The sequence below is a fragment of the Halalkalibacterium halodurans genome, from assembly GCF_004376175.1.
GTDB lineage: Bacteria > Bacillota > Bacilli > Bacillales > Bacillaceae_D > Halalkalibacterium > Halalkalibacterium halodurans.
In genome coordinates, this window is sequence record NZ_SNUY01000070.1 from 1 (window position 1) to 20,118 (window position 20,118).

General features: G+C 43.0%; 22 protein-coding genes, 9 tRNA genes, 1 pseudogene and 1 riboswitch. Of the genes and pseudogenes, 7 read left to right on the plus strand and 25 right to left on the minus strand.

Going from position 1 to position 20,118, the window contains the following annotated elements:
* Window positions 1–179: 179 nt before the first annotated feature.
* A complete protein-coding gene (locus E2L07_RS17380; protein WP_134230188.1) occupies window positions 180–551 on the minus strand; it encodes a hypothetical protein in 372 nt (123 codons plus the stop codon).
* Window positions 552–573: 22 nt separating this feature from the next.
* Between E2L07_RS17380 and E2L07_RS17385 the strand changes: the two genes are divergently transcribed.
* A complete protein-coding gene (locus tag E2L07_RS17385; protein ID WP_134230189.1) occupies window positions 574–1,740 on the plus strand; it encodes an IS256 family transposase in 1,167 nt (388 codons plus the stop codon).
* A 281-nt stretch (window positions 1,741–2,021) separates the two neighbouring features.
* On the opposite strand, the gene E2L07_RS17390 is transcribed toward E2L07_RS17385, so the two are convergent.
* The 3 genes and pseudogenes from E2L07_RS17390 to E2L07_RS17400 all read right to left on the minus strand — a co-directional run bounded on the left by E2L07_RS17390 (window position 2,022) and on the right by E2L07_RS17400 (window position 4,996).
* Window positions 2,022–2,231 carry a hypothetical protein gene (locus E2L07_RS17390; RefSeq protein ID WP_134230190.1) on the minus strand — a complete coding sequence of 70 codons (210 nt, stop codon included), beginning with the start codon at window positions 2,229–2,231 and terminating at the stop codon, window positions 2,022–2,024.
* Window positions 2,232–2,250: 19 nt separating this feature from the next.
* Window positions 2,251–2,358 (minus strand): annotated as a pseudogene (locus E2L07_RS21665) (TnsA endonuclease N-terminal domain-containing protein); the annotation flags it as partial.
* Window positions 2,359–2,437: 79 nt separating this feature from the next.
* Window positions 2,438–4,996, minus strand: a complete 2,559-nt coding sequence (locus E2L07_RS17400; protein WP_010898958.1) for a vitamin B12-dependent ribonucleotide reductase — start codon at window positions 4,994–4,996, stop codon at window positions 2,438–2,440.
* A 417-nt stretch (window positions 4,997–5,413) separates the two neighbouring features.
* On the opposite strand from E2L07_RS17400, the gene dat reads away from it, so the two are divergent.
* Complete coding sequence (dat, locus tag E2L07_RS17405; RefSeq protein WP_134230191.1) at window positions 5,414–6,265, plus strand: D-amino-acid transaminase; 852 nt, start codon at window positions 5,414–5,416, stop codon at window positions 6,263–6,265.
* Between the two features lie 25 nt (window positions 6,266–6,290).
* Here dat and E2L07_RS17410 read toward each other — a convergent pair whose 3' ends face one another.
* Window positions 6,291–7,127, minus strand: coding sequence for a lipoate--protein ligase family protein (locus E2L07_RS17410; RefSeq protein WP_134230192.1), 837 nt, complete (start codon window positions 7,125–7,127; stop codon window positions 6,291–6,293).
* Between the two features lie 160 nt (window positions 7,128–7,287).
* On the opposite strand from E2L07_RS17410, the gene E2L07_RS17415 reads away from it, so the two are divergent.
* Window positions 7,288–7,662, plus strand: coding sequence for a rhodanese-like domain-containing protein (locus E2L07_RS17415; RefSeq protein ID WP_053430709.1), 375 nt, complete (start codon window positions 7,288–7,290; stop codon window positions 7,660–7,662).
* A 120-nt stretch (window positions 7,663–7,782) separates the two neighbouring features.
* Here E2L07_RS17415 and gcvPB read toward each other — a convergent pair whose 3' ends face one another.
* The 3 genes from gcvPB to gcvT are packed head-to-tail and all read right to left on the minus strand — an operon-like array spanning window position 7,783 to window position 11,699.
* Window positions 7,783–9,249, minus strand: coding sequence for an aminomethyl-transferring glycine dehydrogenase subunit GcvPB (gcvPB, locus tag E2L07_RS17420; protein ID WP_134230193.1), 1,467 nt, complete (start codon window positions 9,247–9,249; stop codon window positions 7,783–7,785).
* Window positions 9,246–10,589: an aminomethyl-transferring glycine dehydrogenase subunit GcvPA gene (gene gcvPA, locus E2L07_RS17425; RefSeq protein WP_134230194.1), complete on the minus strand. Its 1,344-nt coding sequence runs from the start codon at window positions 10,587–10,589 to the stop codon at window positions 9,246–9,248. The genes gcvPB and gcvPA overlap by 4 nt, the downstream gene beginning before the upstream one ends.
* 12 nt (window positions 10,590–10,601) lie before the next feature.
* The gene (gene gcvT, locus E2L07_RS17430) at window positions 10,602–11,699 is read right to left on the minus strand and encodes a glycine cleavage system aminomethyltransferase GcvT (RefSeq protein ID WP_134230195.1); all 1,098 of its coding nucleotides are present in this window, start codon (window positions 11,697–11,699) and stop codon (window positions 10,602–10,604) included.
* Window positions 11,700–12,020: 321 nt separating this feature from the next.
* Window positions 12,021–12,114: riboswitch (glycine riboswitch) on the minus strand.
* 142 nt (window positions 12,115–12,256) lie between these two features.
* Between gcvT and E2L07_RS17435 the strand changes: the two genes are divergently transcribed.
* Both E2L07_RS17435 and E2L07_RS17440 read left to right on the plus strand, forming a co-directional pair.
* Entirely contained in the window at window positions 12,257–13,957 is a 1,701-nt protein-coding gene (locus tag E2L07_RS17435) for a DEAD/DEAH box helicase (RefSeq protein WP_053430705.1), read from the plus strand.
* Window positions 13,914–14,714, plus strand: coding sequence for a YqhG family protein (locus E2L07_RS17440; protein ID WP_134230196.1), 801 nt, complete (start codon window positions 13,914–13,916; stop codon window positions 14,712–14,714). The genes E2L07_RS17435 and E2L07_RS17440 overlap by 44 nt, the downstream gene beginning before the upstream one ends.
* A gap of 41 nt (window positions 14,715–14,755) precedes the next feature.
* Here E2L07_RS17440 and E2L07_RS17445 read toward each other — a convergent pair whose 3' ends face one another.
* Entirely contained in the window at window positions 14,756–14,944 is a 189-nt protein-coding gene (locus tag E2L07_RS17445) for a DUF2759 domain-containing protein (protein WP_010898967.1), read from the minus strand.
* Window positions 14,945–15,208: 264 nt separating this feature from the next.
* Between E2L07_RS17445 and E2L07_RS17450 the strand changes: the two genes are divergently transcribed.
* Window positions 15,209–15,844: an MBL fold metallo-hydrolase gene (locus tag E2L07_RS17450; protein WP_134230197.1), complete on the plus strand. Its 636-nt coding sequence runs from the start codon at window positions 15,209–15,211 to the stop codon at window positions 15,842–15,844.
* A gap of 82 nt (window positions 15,845–15,926) precedes the next feature.
* On the opposite strand, the gene E2L07_RS17455 is transcribed toward E2L07_RS17450, so the two are convergent.
* The 7 genes from E2L07_RS17455 to comGC form a co-directional block, all read right to left on the minus strand.
* Window positions 15,927–16,172 carry a DUF2626 domain-containing protein gene (locus E2L07_RS17455; RefSeq protein ID WP_010898969.1) on the minus strand — a complete coding sequence of 82 codons (246 nt, stop codon included), beginning with the start codon at window positions 16,170–16,172 and terminating at the stop codon, window positions 15,927–15,929.
* A gap of 151 nt (window positions 16,173–16,323) precedes the next feature.
* Window positions 16,324–16,530 (minus strand): YqzE family protein, encoded by a 207-nt coding sequence (locus tag E2L07_RS17460; protein WP_134230198.1) that lies wholly within the window; start codon window positions 16,528–16,530, stop codon window positions 16,324–16,326.
* A gap of 73 nt (window positions 16,531–16,603) precedes the next feature.
* Window positions 16,604–16,987, minus strand: a complete 384-nt coding sequence (comGG, locus tag E2L07_RS17465; protein WP_010898971.1) for a competence type IV pilus minor pilin ComGG — start codon at window positions 16,985–16,987, stop codon at window positions 16,604–16,606.
* Window positions 16,984–17,442 carry a competence type IV pilus minor pilin ComGF gene (locus E2L07_RS17470; RefSeq protein ID WP_010898972.1) on the minus strand — a complete coding sequence of 153 codons (459 nt, stop codon included), beginning with the start codon at window positions 17,440–17,442 and terminating at the stop codon, window positions 16,984–16,986. Before E2L07_RS17470 ends, comGG begins: the two co-directional genes overlap by 4 nt.
* A complete protein-coding gene (locus E2L07_RS17475) occupies window positions 17,414–17,740 on the minus strand; it encodes a type II secretion system protein (protein WP_010898973.1) in 327 nt (108 codons plus the stop codon). The genes E2L07_RS17470 and E2L07_RS17475 overlap by 29 nt, the downstream gene beginning before the upstream one ends.
* A complete protein-coding gene (gene comGD, locus E2L07_RS17480) occupies window positions 17,727–18,170 on the minus strand; it encodes a competence type IV pilus minor pilin ComGD (protein ID WP_053430700.1) in 444 nt (147 codons plus the stop codon). Before comGD ends, E2L07_RS17475 begins: the two co-directional genes overlap by 14 nt.
* The gene (comGC, locus tag E2L07_RS17485; RefSeq protein ID WP_134230199.1) at window positions 18,163–18,471 is read right to left on the minus strand and encodes a competence type IV pilus major pilin ComGC; all 309 of its coding nucleotides are present in this window, start codon (window positions 18,469–18,471) and stop codon (window positions 18,163–18,165) included. Before comGC ends, comGD begins: the two co-directional genes overlap by 8 nt.
* A 206-nt stretch (window positions 18,472–18,677) precedes the next feature.
* On the opposite strand from comGC, the gene yidD reads away from it, so the two are divergent.
* Window positions 18,678–18,905, plus strand: coding sequence for a membrane protein insertion efficiency factor YidD (gene yidD, locus E2L07_RS17490; RefSeq protein ID WP_010898977.1), 228 nt, complete (start codon window positions 18,678–18,680; stop codon window positions 18,903–18,905).
* Window positions 18,906–18,946: 41 nt separating this feature from the next.
* On the opposite strand, the gene E2L07_RS17495 is transcribed toward yidD, so the two are convergent.
* From E2L07_RS17495 to E2L07_RS17535, 9 genes are all read right to left on the minus strand, one after another.
* Window positions 18,947–19,017, minus strand: a tRNA-Gly gene (locus tag E2L07_RS17495).
* Between the two features lie 185 nt (window positions 19,018–19,202).
* Window positions 19,203–19,279 (minus strand) — tRNA-Arg (locus tag E2L07_RS17500).
* Window position 19,280: 1 nt separating this feature from the next.
* Window positions 19,281–19,355, minus strand: a tRNA-Gly gene (locus E2L07_RS17505).
* Window positions 19,356–19,359: 4 nt separating this feature from the next.
* Window positions 19,360–19,434 (minus strand) — tRNA-Gln (locus E2L07_RS17510).
* 15 nt (window positions 19,435–19,449) lie between these two features.
* Window positions 19,450–19,525 (minus strand) — tRNA-His (locus tag E2L07_RS17515).
* Between the two features lie 12 nt (window positions 19,526–19,537).
* Window positions 19,538–19,622 (minus strand) — tRNA-Tyr (locus E2L07_RS17520).
* Window positions 19,623–19,627: 5 nt separating this feature from the next.
* Window positions 19,628–19,704, minus strand: a tRNA-Met gene (locus E2L07_RS17525).
* Between the two features lie 32 nt (window positions 19,705–19,736).
* Window positions 19,737–19,829 (minus strand) — tRNA-Ser (locus tag E2L07_RS17530).
* A 17-nt stretch (window positions 19,830–19,846) separates the two neighbouring features.
* Window positions 19,847–19,922, minus strand: a tRNA-Ala gene (locus E2L07_RS17535).
* Window positions 19,923–20,118 lie beyond the last annotated feature (196 nt).

Sequence of the window (20,118 nt, forward strand, 5' to 3'; positions counted from 1 at the left end):
CCATATCATCTCTTTTCATGGCGAGAGCTATAGACTGTCCCACGCATTGTCGAAAAGGAATTAAATGGGTGGCAAACCTCTGCATTTTTCATTGCATTTCTCTGCACTTTTCTATTGCAAAATACAGACATTAATCTTAGAATTTGAAACCTTCACTTTATAAAAATCTTTCTTGCGGTTTAATCAAGGTATGTGTTATTTGATTTTTCAGCGTCATATTGATTATAACCGTATAGATCAATAAATTGAGCAATGATATCCTTTTCACTATCTGCTATTAATAAATTAAAACCAGAGATATTATCTTCAATCTTTGCTAGTTCAGCTTCTGTCAGCTCTATTTCTTCAATAAATGTAACTTGATACTTTGTATTATAATCTGACGGTTTTTCAGCAATGAGCACATCACTATGTGATTGGTTCAGTATATCTATTATGCTTTCAGGATATTCAAGAATAAAATGAATATCTTGGATGACGTAAAATATTTTGTGTAAGCCCTTGAAAACATAAAAATAGGTAGGGTATCCTCGGAATTGTCGAGATTCCATAAGAGAGGAGTAATCCCTACCTATGTCATCAAGTATAACCAATTCCGACTTCACAAATCAACTGGAAGAAATCATAAAATCATTTATTCAAGAAAGACTTGAAATCATCATGAAAGCAGAACTGGATAACTACTTGAAAGTTGAAAGACCTAATCATCCAAACAGCAAAAATGGATATTATAAACGTTCATTAGACACGAGATACGGCAAAATCGAGGAATTATCAGTACCACGAGATCGCCGAGGTGAATTTCAAACTCAGCTCTTTGCTCCTTACCAACGTCGAGATGGATGGCTTGAGGAAACCATTATCAAGATGTATCAAAGTGGCATGAGTACCCGTGAAGTAGGGAAGTTCATTGAACGCATTCTCGGTTCTTCTTACTCTGCCACGACCATCAGTAATATCACGGAAGTGGCCATGGAAGATATCCAGGCGTGGCAGCAACGCGAATTACACCCACGCTATTCTGTGCTATATCTGGATGGCATGTATATCAAACTCCGCCGTGACACCGTGGCGAACGAAGTGATTTACTTTGCCATTGGAGTCACTGTAGAAGGATATCGTGAACTGTTAGGTTTCTACATTGGTGGTCAAGAGAGTGCTCTTGGTTGGCAAGAGATGCTTCAAGACCTCTATCAACGTGGGCTGAAGGAAGTCTTACTCGGTGTATTTGATGGACTTCCTGGCTTAGAAGAAGCTTTTAAAAGCCTTTATCCGAAAGCAGATGTCCAGCGTTGTGTGGTACACAAAGTACGACACACCTTAAATCGTGTGCGTAAGAAGGATCGAGAAGAAGTCGCTGAAGATCTGAAGGCAATCTACCGGTCCTTCACTCACTCACAGGCTGAAGAACAATTCTATATGTTTCAAGAGAAATGGCAGAACAAGTATCCAAGAGAGGTGTCCTCATGGGAAAAAGATTTGCCGGTATTACTCACATTTTTGAAATATCCCTCCTCCATTCGGAGTGTAATTTACACCACCAACTGGATTGAGCGGACCATCAAGGACATTCGTAAAAGACTGAAGCCCATGAACAGTTTACCTGACATTAAAGCCGCTGAGAAAATTGTATATTTAACCGTTCAAGGCATTAATGAAAAATGGTCTGAACGAAAATTACGCGGATTTGACAGCGCATATCAAGCTTTATATGACATGAATGAAGAGCGATATAGATAATCCTTAAGCACCTTTTTTAAAGCTTAATAAGTTCGAAGAACCTGTCAAGGGACGCGTATACACTTCGCCCTTGACAGAACCGTCTGAAACTTTTTGTGTAGTCACCAAGGCTGCTTAAGGTCTAATATATTGGCAATTCCAAAGGAAACCCTGCGAGCTTACACAAAATTCTTGACGGTACCATATCTTGATTACCATCTGTTAATATATCATATATCTCCGAGTCAAATTCATAATTCATATTAAATAATAGTTGATTCTTATCTTTTAAATACGTCATTTCAAAATGTGTAATAGAAAATTTGGGTGGAAATAACTTGTCCTCTGAATGATACTATTTTTTGTTCCTTTGATTCGCTCATCGGTTCTTCTGCTTCCGCTGATACATTGTTTGTACTTGAGGTTTGGTCTAACTTCTTATTTTCGATATCTGTTTGGCATGCTGTTAAAACAAATAGGAATAAAATAGTTACCGAGATATACTTAAACATTAAAAACTCCTTTTTTTAAAGAGACATCTTGAATATTCAACCACGGTTTATAATCTGAGCCACTTCCAGATCCACGACCTTCTTTAATCCATTTGTCGATTTTAGAGGTTCTTGTTCTTTTAGACATACCTTTAGACAATATTATCCAAAGAGGTATTTCTTCGCAACTTTATTTCAAAGCAAAAAAGAGCGGAGACCCGCTCTTTCTATAAACCGCATTTTAATTGCGCACCGCAATTTGTACACGTATTACATCCGCCGAGGTCTTCTACTGTCCCTTCTCTGCAGACAGGACACGTATCTCCAACTTCAGAGCCGATCGTGACATCGGTTGTTCGCACATCTTGAATCGTGTCGACAAGAACGATTTTTTTCTCGCTTTGCTCGGTTTCTGCTAGTACATCCTCATCCAGCGTATTCTCTTCCGCTTTTAACGAAAGTACTTGAGCGTCACGGCTTCCATCTACATAGACCGTTCCACCTTTAGCTCCGCCGCGGTAAAGTCGTTCATATACCGCTTGAACCTGCTCAACCGTATAGCCTCTCGGCGCATTCACTGTTTTCGAGAGGGAACTATCTACCCAGCGTTGGATGATACATTGGACATCCGCATGGGCTTCTGGCGCAAGTTCCATCGTTGAAATGAACCATTCAGGCAAGTGATTTTCATCGGCTTCAGGATGGGCCCGCAAATATTCTTGGACGATCTCAGCCTTAACTTCAATAAATTTGCCAAGTCGACCACTACGGAAATAAGAAAAGGAAAAATAAGGTTCAAGCCCTGTCGATACTCCGACCATTGTTCCTGTAGATCCTGTCGGCGCAACCGTCAATAAATGGGAGTTACGAATACCATATTCCAATACACCTTGGCGAATATCCTCAGGCATTTTTTTCATATAGCCGGTCCCAATGAAACGTTGACGTAGTTGTTTAGTTTCCTCGTCCGTTTGGCCGACTAAAAATGGAAAACTTCCTTTTTCCTTCGCTAACTCGATGCTTGTCCGATAGGCTGTAGTAGCAATCGTTTCGAAAATTTGATCGACAAGCTTGTTGCCTTCCTCTGAGCCATACACGGTTTCTGTATAAATCAACAAATCATGAAGCCCCATTACACCTAGACCGACACGGCGCTCCCCTTTCGCTTGTTTCGTGTTTTCTTCGAGGAAATAAGGGGTTGCATCGATGACATTATCCTGCATGCGAACGCCTACTTCCACGGTCTGCTTTAGCTTTTTAAAATCAACTGTTTTCTCTTGTTTATTCGCCATTTCTGCTAGGTTAATCGCCGCTAAGTTACATACAGAGTAAGGCGCAAGCGGCTGCTCTCCGCACGGATTAGTCGCCACAACTTTTTGTCCGTATGCTTTCGCATTGGTCATATCATTAGCATTGTCAATGAAGAAAATGCCTGGTTCTGCACTATAGGTTGCACAAATATTAATTAAGTTCCAAAGCTCCTTCGCGCGAATCATCCGATACGTTTTCACCGGAAATCCCCGCTCTTCCCATTCACGAACATCGCCAACGTTGCTCCACTCACGGTTGTAAATATCCATTTCCTCTTCCGTGTAGTTTTCTACATCTGGAAAGCGCAAAGCATACCAGTCGTCGTTATCTACAGCTTCCATAAATTCTTTTGTTAAGCAAACGGAAATGTTAGCCCCCGTTAAAAAGTCTGGGTTGTTTACCGTATACGTTCCACCGATGCGAAGCTTTTCTTCCGCCTCCTTGATGACTTTCGCGTCAAAGCCTCCCATGCCTGGAATTGACTTATAGTTTACGATTCCTTGGTACATCGCTTCTTCCAATTGGCTAAGCGGTGTAAACTTAAGCTTGTCCTTCACGAGCTTACGAATTTGATCATCGTCCGTATTCTCGAGTAAATAACGAAGGATCCGAGGATTTTGCATTTTTGAAATAATAAATTCAAGGACATCCGGGTGCCAATCGGCAAGCATGATCATTTGGGCTCCCCGTCTTGAGCCCCCTTGCTCGACAAGATGGGTAAGCTTAGCAATATCATCTAACCATGATACTGAGCCAGATGATTTCCCGTTCACTCCACGTGCAAGTGTATTTCTCGGGCGAAGGGTAGAACCGTTCGTCCCGACACCGCCACCGCGGCTCATGATCTCCATCACCTGTTTACGATGTTCTGAAATACCTTCACGAGAGTCTTTTACAAACGGCATTACGTAGCAGTTAAAGTAGGTCACATCGGTCTTTGCACCAGCACCGTATAGTACGCGGCCAGCAGGAACAAAATTCATATTAACAAGCTCTTCATAAAACCTTTCAAACGATTGCTGACGTTTTTCTTCTGTCGTTTCTACCGCAGCCAGACCGGTTGCATTCCGCTTCGCGATTTGCTCATAAAAAATCTCAAGCGGCTTTTCGATAACATCAAGAGAACGTGTGATAATGCCTGTGCTCGCTTCCTCCGGATCATCTAATACACCATGAAATTCTTCGTCCACAAGGACTTTGGCACGATTCTCATCCCAATTCAGTTCCAAAATGAAGCCATATCCTCTTGCAGGAAACTTTGGATCATCCTTTACTGTAAGGACGACAAAATCGCCCTCTCTCAATGTTTTCTTCTCTGTATCTTTGAACGTATACCGATCAAGCATCACCAGGCGGGAAACCCCTTTACGAGTCATATGCATATCACTCGTAATCGGGTGTACTTGTTCAAAATGGGCAATATCTTCGTTTAGTCGTTCAATATTTAGTGTCATTCTCTCTGTCATCGTCGTCATGACGTTCTCCTCCTTAAAGATTGTGAATATGTATAAAAAAGCGAATCATTACGCTAAATTACATGTTTTGTCCAATCGAAACGAAGCGTCGATTGTGCTTGCCTTAGCTTACCATACTAACCAAGTGAAATTCAATATATAGTATCCGATTATTAAAAAATAATACTATATATTGATTATTGGTCAAATGACAATGATTTTGTCAAATATAAAATGGCGCATTTGCGGAAGAAAAAGCGAGGAAATTCGTCATTCGTTATTACTCATTCGCTTTTTTGAACAATTTTCTCTATTGCTTTTTTCCTAGCCACCATGCTTACGGACAAATGTGTAGTTTTCATTTTTTGCTTTTTTTATTTGACAATTTCCCGATTCAATGTTGCAATCAAATGGAAATGATTTGACGGAGGGATTTCAATGGATTATTGCCTTTACCAAGACCAGCTTGTTCCACGTGAGCAACTAAAAATTGATCCAGAGGATAGAGGCTATCATTTTGGTGACGGTATTTACGAAGTGGTCCACGTATACCACGGGAAAGCTTTTGCCTTATCTGATCATTTAACTCGCTTTAAAGAAAGTGCCGAAAAACTTGATCTACCTATGCTCTATTCCACAGACAAACTAGGGGAGCTTGTTCAGCAACTTATTGAAAAAAACAAGCTGGAGCATGGAATGGTCTACTTTCAGATGACCCGGGGGATCAGTCCGCGAAACCATTTGTACACGCGTAATGAAACACCCGTCCTTACCGGTTTTTCAAAACCATTACCTGATGAAAAGAGGGAATCCGTTCGTCTTTATTTGACCGATGATATTCGCTGGCTTCGTTGCGACATTAAAACCATTAACTTATTAGGAAATGTCTTGGCCAAGCGTGAAGCAACCGATCATCAATGCGACGAAGCGCTCCTCCACCGTGACGGAACAGTGACTGAAGGCTCGTCATCGAATGTGTTCCTTATTAAAAATGAAACACTCTACACACATCCAGCAACAAATCTCATCTTGAACGGGATTACACGACAAATCACCATCCGGCTAGCCAAAGCAAAAGGGTATACCGTCGTGGAAGAGCCGTTCCCTAAAGAAGTGATAAAGGATGCTGATGAAGCGTTCATTACGAGCACGATCCATGAAATCACACCAGTAACCGAAGTCATCGGTGATGAAACGGCACATTTTCCTGTTGGACCTGTCACGAAAAGATTGCAACAGGCATTTGCAGAAGAAATTGCCAAACACTCTCAAACAGCGATGAAGCAGTGACCATATGGCGGTCACTGCTTCTTTATTATTTCCGAAAGTTCCACTCATCTGTTTCATAGCGCTCTTTCGCGATTTGTTTCACTTCAGCTTCTTCTGCGTCAGTCAATGTATACGGCTCAAGCTTAATCGACAGCCCTTTTTCAAAACCATCTTTAAATGCTTTTTTCACTTCATCCATGGATAAAGGCACATCTCGTAGCTCATTAATCGCAACCGCTTTGTTTTTAAAGTTCCTCTGCATCCGTTCTCGCACACGTTCACTCGGATAGTTAAATAAATCAAACAGCTTGTCCTCATCTATATCCAACACGATTGACCCGTGCTGTAGAATAACACCCTTTTGCCGTGTCTGTGCACTGCCGGCCACCTTTCGTCCTTCCACGACGAGCTCATACCAAGACGGTGCATCAAAACAAACAGCGGAGCGGGGGTTTTTAAGCGCGTTTTTTTCTTCCTCTGTCTTTGGAACGGCAAAATACGCGTCTAACCCTAGGTCACAGAACCCTTCTAAAATTCCTTGAGAGATAATACGATAAGCCTCTGTAACCGAAGCTGGCATGTCTGGATGTTCCTCTGAGACGATGACACTATAGGTTAATTCCTTGTCATGGAGCACTCCTCGTCCTCCCGTTGGTCTTCGCACAAATCCTAGCTGATGTTTTTTTACCATCTCCATGTTAATTTCCTTCTGTACTTTTTGAAAATAACCAATCGACAAGGTTGGCGGATTCCACCCGTAAAACCGAATCGTTGGAGGAATAAGACCTTCACTATGCCAATTCAATAGCGCTTCGTCGAGCGCCATGTTATATGCGGGATCACGATCTCCTGAGTCGATAAAACGCCATGTTTCCATTATCATCGCTTCTTTCTATATAATCTCGACCGTAATAAGTTTAACAAACTTGCCACACTCTCGCCAAGAAACTTGTTTTCCGCTATGGAATGATTGCGATTTTTGTAAAACATGATTATAATCAATGGTGGAATGTAACCGAAGGACAAGGGGTGTCAGCGGATTGATGGTTTATGTTTGGCTAGTACTTTTAGCACTTCTCGTATACGTATTATTCAAGCGGATTTATACGCCAAAGTATTTAAAGACATTAACGCAAGAAGAATTTATTCAAGGGTATCGAAAAGCCCAACTAATCGATGTAAGAGAACCACGGGAATATGACTCAGGCCACATTTTAGGTGCCCGAAATATCCCATTATCCCAATTAAAACAACGATTAAAAGAAGTGCGGACGGATCAGCCTGTGTACTTATATTGCCAAAGCGGGGCACGAAGCCGTCAAGCAGCAGCCATTTTAAAGAAGAAGCACGGTGTGGAAGATGTAAGCCACTTAAAAGGTGGCTTCCGTAAATGGACAGGAAAAATCAAAAAGAAGTAATGACAAAACGGTTGAGGTCATCTCAACCGTCTTGCAAAATTGGCCATTTAGCAGCAGATATAAATCTGAAATGCTCCCATTGCAAAAAAGACGAGGTAGATCATCCTCGTCTTTTCCCATTTATTGTGTTATCTTTTCATAGCGTAAAATTGGTTTTCGTGCAGCAGTCGTCTCATCAAGGCGGCCGATGACCGTATGATGTGGGGCTTCTTGCACGACTTCTGGCGTCTCCTCTGCTTCTTTGGCAATTTGGATCATCGCCTCGATAAATTCATCGAGGGCTTCTTTTGATTCTGTTTCCGTCGGCTCTATCATCAAACATTCTTCCACATTTAACGGGAAGTAAATCGTTGGTGGATGATAGCCAAAATCAAGGAGACGTTTTGCAATATCCAGCGTTCGAACACCAAGCTTCTTTTGTTGTCTTCCCGATAAGACAAATTCATGCTTGCAGTGCTGATCGTACGGCAGATCGAAATAAGGTGCAAGTCTTCTCATCATATAGTTTGCGTTCAATACAGCATACTCTGAGACAGTCCGAAGTCCCTCTGGTCCCATCGTTCGAATGTACGTGTAGGCGCGAACGTTGATGCCAAAGTTGCCGTAGTACGGCTTCACACGGCCAATCGAGTGCGGTCGATCATAGTCCAATCGGTAGGAGTCTCCATCCTTAACCACAACTGGCTTCGGTAAATATGGAATGAGCTCCTTTTTCACGCCAACTGGGCCAGAGCCTGGTCCACCCCCACCATGAGGACCTGTAAACGTTTTGTGCAAATTTAAATGGACAACATCAAAGCCCATATCCCCAGGGCGAGCAATTCCTAAAATCGCATTTGAATTGGCTCCATCGTAGTAAAGCTTTCCTCCCGCTTCATGAATAATCGCAGCCATCTCCACGATATGAGCTTCAAATAGTCCAAGTGTGTTAGGGTTTGTTAACATCAAAGCAGCTATATCTTCACCAACCACTTCTCGCAAATGATCAAGATCGACTAATCCATCCTCGTCGGTACGAACCGTTACCGATTCAAAGCCTGCCACCGTTGCCGATGCAGGGTTTGTTCCATGGGCTGAATCAGGGACAATGACCTTTGTACGATTTGTATCTCCATTCGCTTCATGATACGCGCGAATTAACATTAAACCCGTCCATTCCCCTTGGGCACCCGCTGCCGGTTGAAGGGTGACTTCATCCATTCCTGTAATTTCAGCTAAAGCCGTTTGCAGTTCATACATTAACCGCAACGCGCCTTGAACTTGTGCTTCAGGCTGGTAAGGATGGATGTTAGCAAATCCAGGATAACGAGCCACATCCTCGTTGATCTTCGGGTTGTATTTCATCGTACAAGAGCCAAGTGGATAAAATCCCGAATCGACTCCATGATTTCGCTTCGAGAGGGCTGTGTAATGACGCATTAATTGCAATTCTGATACTTCAGGTAGCTCAGGTGCTTCTTCGCGTAAAAATTCAGCAGGGATGAGAGTTTCCACAGGTTGTTCTTGGACATCAAGTTCTGGTAAGCTGTGTCCGACTCGTCCCGGCTTGCTCAACTCAAAAATAAGCGCTTGGTCTTTATTCATCATGCGAACATCCCCACTTCTTTTGCAAATTGATCTATCTCCTCTTTTGTCCTTACCTCTGTCACAGCGACGAGCATATGTCCCTCAAGCTCTGGATACACTTTCCCCAGGTCGTACCCTGCAATGAATCCTTTGGCAAGCAACGCTTCCTCCACTTCATGAAGCGGACTGCTTAACTTAATGATAAATTCATTAAAGCAAGGTCCTTCTGCAACGATTTCTACACCATTGGCCTTAAGCTGGGATTTAGCGTATGCCGCTTTTTGTACGTTTTGTAAGGCCATTTCCTTGACGCCACGTTTACCGATTGTGGCCATAGCAACCGCAGCGGCTAGGGCATTAAGGGCTTGGTTCGAACAAATATTAGATGTCGCTTTTTCACGCCGAATATGCTGCTCTCTCGCTTGTAGAGTAAGCACGAAGCCTCGCTGTCCCTGATCATCGGTCGTTTGCCCAACGAGCCGTCCAGGTACTTTTCTCATCAACTTTTTCGTAGTGGCAAAATATCCGCAGTGAGGGCCGCCATATTGTGTTGGAATTCCAAACGGTTGAGCATCTCCAACGACCACATCAGCTCCGAAGGCCCCTGGTGGCTTCAATAACCCAAGAGCAAGAGGATTACTTGAAACGACAAACGTCGCCTTCCCTTGATGACTAACTGATTCAATTTCCGCTAATGGTTCAAGTCGGCCGAAAAAGTTCGGGTGTTGCACGATCACACAAGCGGTTTCCTCATCATACAACGCTTTTAAATGCTCTACATCCGTTACACCATCGTTCGTGTCGATCTCAACTACTTCTAGACGTTGTCCATAAGCATTCGTCTTTAATACATCGCGCGCCTCTGGATGGACAGCTTTGGAAACAAGAATTTTTTTCTTTTTCGTATGTCCACAGCTCATCATTGCTGCTTCTGCCAATGCTGTCGGTCCGTCATACATGGATGAGTTAGCCACTTCCATTCCGGTTAATTCACAAATCATCGTTTGAAATTCAAAGATGGCTTGTAACTCCCCTTGGGAAATTTCCGGCTGGTATGGAGTATATGCCGTATAAAATTCAGAGCGTGAGATGACATGGTCGACAATTGATGGGATGTAATGGTCATACACTCCGGCACCTAAAAAAGAGGCTTTATCTTTTAAGTGTACATTTTCATTTGCTAACTGCTGAAAATAACGAATGAGCTCTGGCTCTTTTAACGCGTTCGGAATGTTCAGCTTCCCTTTGAAGCGAATATCTTGCGGGATATCGGAAAACAGTTCCTCAATTGAGTCGACACCGATTGCCTGTAGCATTTCCTGTCGATCGTCCGTTGTCATTGGTAAGTAACGATGATTCATCGATGTTCCTCCTTAGTTTCCTCTTTTATAAAATGGGGTGGCGACAACCTTTGCTTTTAACTGTCTCTTGCGTACGTGAACGATGACTTCAGTACCTAGCTCACTATGCTCAGCTTGCAGCAAGGCCAGCCCCACATTTTTTTTCAACGTTGGTGATTGTGTGCCTGTTGTCACAAAGCCAATCTTCTGATTATCCACATAAACCTCATAGCCCGTACGCGGGATTCCTTTATCAACCATTTCAAGTCCAACGAGTTTCCGGGGAGCCCCTTGCTCCTTTTGTTTTTTTAGGATCTCTTTTCCGATAAAATCTTCTTTATCGACTTTAACTGCAAAACCAATACCCGCTTCAATTGGCGAAATATCCTTCGTCAACTCCTGGCCGTATAAAGGTAATTTGGCTTCAAAACGAAGGGTATCTCTCGCTCCCAGGCCACAAGGAACGACCCCATGTTCTTTCCCTGCTTCAATTAGTCTTTTCCATAGGACAGGCGCATCTTCAGCTAAGCAATAAAGTTCAAAACCATCCTCACCTGTATAGCCAGTTCGCGAAAGAAGAACATTCACACCTGCAATGTTGACGCCATCGACAAATCGAAAAAATTTAATGTCTGCTAGAGGTTCTTCGGTGAGTGTTTGCAATACATTCTCAGCAACCGGCCCTTGTAGAGCAAGCTGTGCCGTTTGATTTGATACGTTGGTAATCGAAACGCCGTCGATCGCATGCTTCTCCATCCATGCTATGTCTTTGTCAATGTTGGCCGCGTTTATAACAAGAAGGTACTGATCTTCGCTCCGCCGATAAATGAGCAAGTCATCGACAGTTCCTCCATTTTCATAACACATCGCTGTATATTGTGCCTGACCGTCTTTGATTTTTGACACATCGTTTGTTACTAAGCGCTGCAAGTAGTTAAGAGCCTGGGCACCTGTCACCTCTACTTCACCCATATGAGATACGTCAAACAGTCCTGCTTTTGTTCGAACTGCTTCATGCTCTTCTTTGATGCTTGAAAACTGAACTGGTAAAGCCCAGCCGCCAAAGTCAATGACCTTACCGCCATACTGTTCGTAAAGGTCAAATAATGGTGTTTTCTTTAATTCTGTCATACCCTTCCCTCCTATAGTTGATCGTCTTAATCGTTTACATCACCTTTCAGCATTCTCTCCGCTGTCAGAATGAAAAAAGAACGTTAAACATTCAGACAACTTATTAAAATCTCGTTTTTACGCGAGCCGGTGAACCAATAGAAAAACGCTCCCCTTCCAATCTAAAAATTAGTCAATTTTTTACATATAACCAAAAAAGGACAGAGCTTTACACAGTAAGTTGTGTAAAGCTCTGTCCGGTTACCAGAAAGTTTCTTTCCCCTTATCGTAAAAAGGAAATGTCTTCGTAGGTGGTCTAGTGTTAGACGCTCTCCAGAGCTGCGTCGAGCAAGAGTCTTTTTGCCTGAGAGATTCACACCTAATTGTGTTTGCTCCTTCGGCGCTGCATCCTTGCAGTCTCTCCCCTTGCTTTCATCCGCTTTTTATCAATCTGTTTCATGAAAACAGAAAAGTTGTCCATACTATATACATAGTAATGTGTTTCATGTATTACATACGTTTATCCTACCAAGTAGATTTCGCTTGCGCAACTCTTTTTGTGGAAAGGATGAAAGCCAATGGATATCCAAATCCAATATTCAACGGACTGGAAGGAGGAATTTCTGAAACGTCTCGAAGATGGTGGCCCTTGGTCTAATTGGGAAATGGGCAAGCTTGCCTATGAGGCAGCCAACTATCAAGTGATCCCAGAATTTCATGGTCTTCAAGCACCAAAGCACCTTCCTCAGCTTCAACCATTTCCACATCAAATTGAGGTCGCACAGACGGTCATTGAGCAAATGAATGGGAAAGCAATCTTAGCGGATGAAGTCGGTCTCGGAAAAACGATTGAGGCAGGTCTCATTTTGAAAGAATATATGATTCGCGGCTTAGCAAAAAAGGTGCTAATTCTCGTTCCAGCCTCTCTTGTCTCCCAATGGGCGTATGAACTGTCTAGCAAGTTCTACATCCCAGCTATTCCGCAAAAAAAAGCCTATGTCTGGGAGCAATATGATGTGGTCGTTGCCTCGATTGATACAGCTAAAAGGCAGCCTCATCGAGACATCGTGTTAAATCAGCACTATGATCTCGTGATCATCGATGAGGCACACAAGCTTAAAAATCCAAAAACGAAAAATTACGCCTTTATCAAATCATTGAAGCGAAAATATTGCTTGCTATTAACCGCCACTCCTGTACAAAACAAATTAGAGGAAATTTTCAACCTTGTCTCCTTGCTAAAACCAGGACATTTGGGAGATTTGGAAAGCTTTGAAAAGGAGTATCGCGCCAACAAGCGTGCACCGAAAAACGAAGACAAACTAAAAGAGCTTGTCAATAAAGTGATGGTTCGAAATCGCCGAGAAGAAACAGGAATCGAATGGACAAAGCGGATTGTTCAGACGGTACCAATTACGTTTAGTGAAGGAGAGCGGGCCTTTTATCACGCGATTACTAAGCTCAAACAGCAGCCAGACGTCATGACGAATTCCTTTTCTCTGTTAACGTTACAACGAGAGATTTGCAGTAGTCGAGAAGCAGCATTCATGACCTTGAAAAATATGATTACAAAATTAGAGCAAGAAGGCCGAACAAGCCCGATCCTTGAGTCGCTGATCGAACAAGTAGGAACGATTGAAGGACATGCAAAAGCAGAGAAAGCACTTGAGCTCATTCAACAAATTAATGACAAAGTCATTATTTTTACAGAATACAGGGCAACTCAGCTCTACCTCCAATGGTATTTAAAGCAGCACGGTATTTCTTCTGTACCGTTTCGCGGTGGATTTAAACGAGGGAAAAAAGACTGGATGCGCCAACTCTTTGAAAACAGAGCGCAAGTGTTAATTGCAACAGAGGCCGGAGGAGAAGGGATTAATTTGCAGTTTTGCCATCACATCATTAACTATGATTTACCATGGAATCCGATGAGAATTGAGCAACGGATTGGCCGGATTCATCGTCTCGGTCAGACAGAGGATGTCCGTATTTACAATTTTGCTGTAAAGGATACGATTGAAGAACAAATCTTAACGCTACTCTATGAAAAGATTCAGTTGTTTGAGCGTGTCGTTGGGGAATTAGACGACATTTTAACCAAAATGAACGTGGGTTCGATCGAGGAGCATATTCGTGACATCTTTGTCCATTCTGATTCAGAAGGTGAGATGAAAATAAAGCTAGACCATTTATCAGCGATCATGAATGACGTCGCCAATGAAAAGGAGGAGGATCATGCAACAGGAGCAACTGCATCAGTTTCTGACGCGTTACTTTGAAGCAAATGACAGTCCACTTATCGACTCAAGTCCCTACCATCTCACCGCTCAATTGTCGATTGATATGGATAAGCGGTTAATGAATCGGCCTTTCTACTGGCACTATCTAGAGAAAACGGGAGGAATCCCACAACCGATGCAAATGACCCTCGTCACCGATCCGGAAAAAGCGCCAAACGACCTGAAAGGGGAGGCGATTCATTTTGGCGCTCCCCGATTGCATCAAATCTTTCAATCAACAAGGGAATTAGGAGGGTTTCTACACCTATATGAGAACGTTCCAACAACGGGGCAACGTTCTGTTCCTCTCCACCCATGGCTTTGTATAAATGCAAAGATTTCGTATCAATGTGATCGAAAAAAAGACGTTTTTCTTTCCCTTGGCTTAAATTTAATCCATGGTCAGATCGTTCAATCTTTTTTTCCAAAGCTAGAGTCCACATCCTTTTCCTATAAAACGCCGGATTATTGTTTTACCTTGTCTCCTCTTATTACACCACAAAGCGGGTTTATCCGCTTGGAAAAAATGATCGAAACCTATGCACGGAATGAGGGAAGTGAATGGGCTGAGCAAGCCAATAGACGCTGGCAAGAGGACTTACACCTTCTTGAGCAGTTTTATGAACATGTGGACGATAAACCAGAAAGCTATGAAGTAGAAAAAGCCTCTCTTCGTGGACTGTATGAACCACGAATTGTCATTGATGTCGTAAATGGCGGCCTCTTTTATCTACACCAACAAGTGTTTACACCATAGGAAAAGGCGGCTCTCACCTTGAGAACCGCCTTTTCTGACCATTACATTGGAATCCCTTGAGTTCCTCCGCTTGAAATGTAGGTGACGATGGTTGCGATCGAAAACCAACCAAATACCGCCATTGAGATTGCGGCAAACCCAACAGCAAAAAGGTTTTTCCGACGCAATTCACGAACAACGGCTAGCCCACAAAGAATGGCTACGAGCAACATTGTAACCGCTACAAACATGGTGTCTCCCCCTTTTCGTATGTAAAAATGACCGATGGAAACAATAAGTTCATCATTATTATAAACATCTTTCGATCCATTAACAGCTTGAAATTATGACAGAGCTGTAAACAATCCCAAGCTGCACTTATAGCTTTCGCATACATTGTCCATTTTAAACGTTTTCTTCTCATTTGTCGAGTTCCTCTAGCCCTCTCTCTTTTGAAAAAAGAGAGGAAACCAAGGTACAATACAGACATACGTAAATCTTTTGGAGGCGATACGATGAGTTGGTTTCAGCTACCGTTAGGTCCACTACAAACCAATTGCTACATTCATACAAACGACCAAGGAGAAGGAATTATTTTTGATCCGGGCGGTGAAGGTGAAAAATTAATCACTTGGTTACGGGACAGACAAATTACCCCGCTCGCCATTTTATTAACCCATGCCCATTTTGATCACATCGGAGCAGTGGAGGACGTGCGTAATACATTTCATATCCCAGTTTACATACATGAAAATGAAAAAGAGTGGCTCATAGATCCTCAACGAAATGGCTCTAGTCTGTTTATTCCTGGTTCATCAATTAAAGCTCGAGAAGCAGAACACCTCATAACCGGAGAACAAGATTTATCGATTGGTTCATTTTCCTATCAAGTGTTGGAAACACCTGGACATTCCCCAGGGAGCCTTTCGTATTATGCAAAAGAAGATAAAATCGTGTTTTCTGGTGACGCCCTCTTTGCAGGCAGCATCGGACGAACCGATTTACCTGGCGGGGATCATCAACTCTTATTAGACAGCATCCATGACAAGCTTCTTGAGTTACCTGAAGATACGACCGTCGCTTCAGGACACGGTCCAACGACAACGATCGGCCACGAGATGGACGGCAACCCATTTTTATCAGGCTTTTAAATATGTAGATCCTATCGTTACGAGTTCCCTGATGCAAAAAGAAAGAGGTTATTCCATTGCTTCGGAATAACCTCACACTCTTTTAATGACCCCCGAAGCTCGGTACGAGCAAGAAAGTCGAATAGTACGTAAACCCGATAAAGAAAACCGTTAAGTATGCACCAAAGATGTACATGTATACCCGTTCCGATAAGTTAAGGTAACTTAACGCAATAAAGGCACCTGTTTTGGCAAAGAATAGCAGAGCCACATTATACATGTCACCAACGTAAAATAAGACAGCCATTATTCCTGTCCAAAATGCCATGACACGATACATTCGCTCCATGTCGTCTCCCTCCTTCACATCAAAAGCTGTCGATTCCATTCCCTACGCATAGTTAAGCATTTACACAATAGAGTACAGGTCTATTATATCGGAAACAAGGATCAAATGTAAATGCCACTTTCCTTGTCAAAACTGTGTCCTCTCCTTAAGGCTATTTTGAACGCTGAAGTCTTGCACGAATCTTTGAGTTTTTCCAAGCAATCGACATGGCCACAGGGATGCTTCCAAAAGCATGATAAGACAATGGTGGCCTGTATTCCTTTTTTTCCAACTGCTTTGCCTTACGCTCCTCTTTTGATTCATGCATCCTCATCACGAGCTGCTGGGTAATAAACTTTACTAAATCCTGAAAAGACATAAGTAAGCTCCTTTCTCTCAGCAAAGCCGTCTCTCACAATCATTATTCCCGCATTCAAAAAATTTAACCTTTGTTATGGATTCACTTCCCGATAGTCCCGGAGAGTTCCTTTAGCTAAATCGATTGACACAACGACTGACTTACGCTGACCTGATCCAAGCTCTGCTGTTATTTGTATGGTTGCTGTTGTATCCGTTGACGAACGGACCTGATACGCAACAACATCTTGACCAAATCGTAGCACTGCATTTTCCAAGCCACCGTTCTCCTCTGTTAAAAGTGTTTTCATTCCGACTTGAATGAGCGAATCTAATTGCATGACGTATTCCTGTTGCTGAACGATCCTTTTTTCCATTAACAAAGATTCACACCAATAGAGAGAAGCTGCAGCCAAAAGCATCAAGAGGCATAACATGAGCGGTAAGGCAAACCCGTTTTGATTATGAAGTTTTTTCACTTTTTAACACCTGCTAACTGCTCAAACGTTGGTAATGGTCGTTCCCCTACCCGTCCCGTCTGATCATAAATAGCACAGCGCCATATTTCAGCGGTTGACTCACAATAAAAATCAACAACGTGGTACAGTACAATGATTTGTCCTTGGCGATTAACCTGACGACGAATCCGCTCGTCCGTTATCAATTCAAAACTAATGATATCACCTGACGGCTGGTACAAAAGGAGACGACGAGATGGTGAATCAAATTCGATCCGAACGGACTGACGTGCTTCTGCCGCTAGTTGGTTAAAAAAAACGATTGTCTCGTTCGTTGAGATGGTGGAGGATGAAGGAAGGGAAAGGAGGGGTAAAAACAGAGGAATGACTGTTAATAGTATCATGATCAAGGCTAACGTGAGTAACACTTCGATCAACGTGAATCCCTTACAATTTTGCAAGCCGACACGTCTCATACGCTTGCCCTTTCCGATTTACCCAATGGATGCATAATTGAACAGCCCCAAGCTCACTTTCCTTGAGATTAAACTGGTACACTGTTTCTCCAACGATCGTTTCTGTACGCAGTTCATGGATAGATAAATATTCATGGTAGGCATCCTCCAACAAAAATTGAGCAACCTTTACCCGTTTCACATCTGCTGACTCGTTCATAAACCAAACAAAAGCAGGGAATAAAGCAGCCGTCATAATCGATAAACAAACAAGGGCAACCAACACTTCTATAAGTGTATACCCTTTACAATCGTTCATATTTCACCTTTCCTTTACCAATCATAATCGTGTATCGATATTGACGATCCCCTGCGTATAAAGAGATAGAACCTGCAAAACGGGGATGGCCATTTGGAAGAAATTCAATCGGGCGATTTCCCCCTAATGTTCCTTCTTCAAAATACATCCCTTCCATTGGAAATGCTCGACTTAGATAGGAACGACTCGAGTCACTAACCAATGTGTATCGTTCATTGTGATGATCGATCTCAACCTTGATTCTCATTCCTTCGGTCATTGCTAGGTGCTGTGCGAACAAAAGATCTTCGTTAAATAGACGGGCAGCATGCTCAGATTGCTGATGCTTTGATTGGCTAGGTAGGAAAGCAAGCGGAAGGCTGATGAGAATGGAAAAGATGAAGAGCACGATGAGGGTTTCCATGAGGGTAAAACCGTTAGATCTACTCACTAATAGCCACGACTCCATTTCGAAGTGTTAGCTTTTTCCCATTGGGGCATTCAGTATGCTCTACATATCCTTCTCGTTTTAATGCATCCAAATTGGTAGGAAGTCGATCATGGTCAATTTCATAAGCGTGAACTTGTGTTTGTAATAACTTAACGGTGGCTTCACAACCTTTATCCCCAGCCACCTCATTGTTTTTCGTCATACTTGGAAGAGCTACAAGCAGCAAAATAGATATGATCATTAAGACGATCATCATTTCGACAAGCGTAAAACCAGCTTGGCGTTGGAACGGTTTTTTCATGTTTCAGCTCCTTTCGTTCATTTAATTAAGACAAAGGGAATAAAGTTGACAAGCTCGAGAGGGAAAGAGAAGATAAAAGAAGGAGTCAATAAAGAAGAATACCCTCCTTTCCATGTAGGGTCATCTTCTATTTCGACAATATGATACAGCTTTCCTTTTTTATTTTCGATTATTTTTACATGGATTCGCAAAAAAGGATGATAAACATGAAACGTTTTTTTATTGGCTGCATTCGATTGTATCAAAAATTCATCTCACCTCTAACGCCACCAACATGCCGTTTTTATCCTACATGTTCCCACTATGGAATTGAAGCGATTCAACGGTTTGGCGTATTGAAAGGTGGATGGCTAACAATTAAACGCATTTCTAAATGTCACCCTTTTCATCGGGGCGGAATTGATCCAGTACCTGAAAAAAAACAAGAAAAATAGCGTCCTTGTTATTAACAAACTTGGACGCCTTCTATTTTCAAAGCGGGTGATGGGAATCGAACCCACGACATCAGCTTGGAAGGCTGAGGTTTTACCACTAAACTACACCCGCATGTTATGTTGTTTTCTGATGATTGGTTTTTCATGCCTCTTCCTCTTCTCGCCAAGCTTGCGTCGCTTGATGCGTCGAGGCAACTCGCTGCTTTCTCGGCAGATGTTTTGCTCGTGGCTGAGGTTTTACCACTAAACTACACCCGCATATTATGTTGTTTTCTGATGATTGGTTTTTCATGTCAATGGCGCGCCCGAGAGGAGTCGAACCCCTAACCTTTTGATCCGTAGTCAAACGCTCTATCCAATTGAGCTACGGGCGCCTGGAGCGGAAGACGGGATTCGAACCCGCGACCCCCACCTTGGCAAGGTGGTGTTCTACCACTGAACTACTTCCGCCTATTGGCTGGGCTAGCTGGATTCGAACCAGCGCATCACGGAGTCAAAGTCCGTTGCCTTACCGCTTGGCTATAGCCCAATATCAAAAGCAAAATGGGGCGACTGATGGGAATCGAACCCACGAGTGCCGGAGCCACAATCCGGTGCGTTAACCACTTCGCCACAGTCGCCAAGACTATAAATGGTGGAGGGGGACGGATTCGAACCGCCGAACCCTGAGGGAGCGGATTTACAGTCCGCCGCGTTTAGCCACTTCGCTACCCCTCCATCTTTGGTTGCGGGGGACGGATTTGAACCGCCGACCTTCGGGTTATGAGCCCGACGAGCTACCAGACTGCTCCACCCCGCGTCGTTATAAAGTAAATGGATGTTGTTGTAAAGTGGCGGAGGAGGAGGGATTCGAACCCCCGCGCGGTTTAACCCGCCTGTCGGTTTTCAAGACCGATCCCTTCAGCCAGACTTGGGTACTCCTCCAACATCATGCAATTAAATGGTGGAGCCTAGCGGGATCGAACCGCTGACCTCCTGCGTGCAAAGCAGGCGCTCTCCCAGCTGAGCTAAGGCCCCATCATATGTATCTCGTAGCGACGGTTTATAATATACCATACATTCACTAGAAAAATCAATAGTTATTCCAAAAAAGATTGTGTCAACCTTTTGTGGGAGGAGTATTTTCCATCCTCATATGTGTAAGCGAATTCAGGATTTTAGGGTTCTCCTCGTTGAGAATCTTATGGTTTTTAAAAGCCTTTCAAGTCTTTCA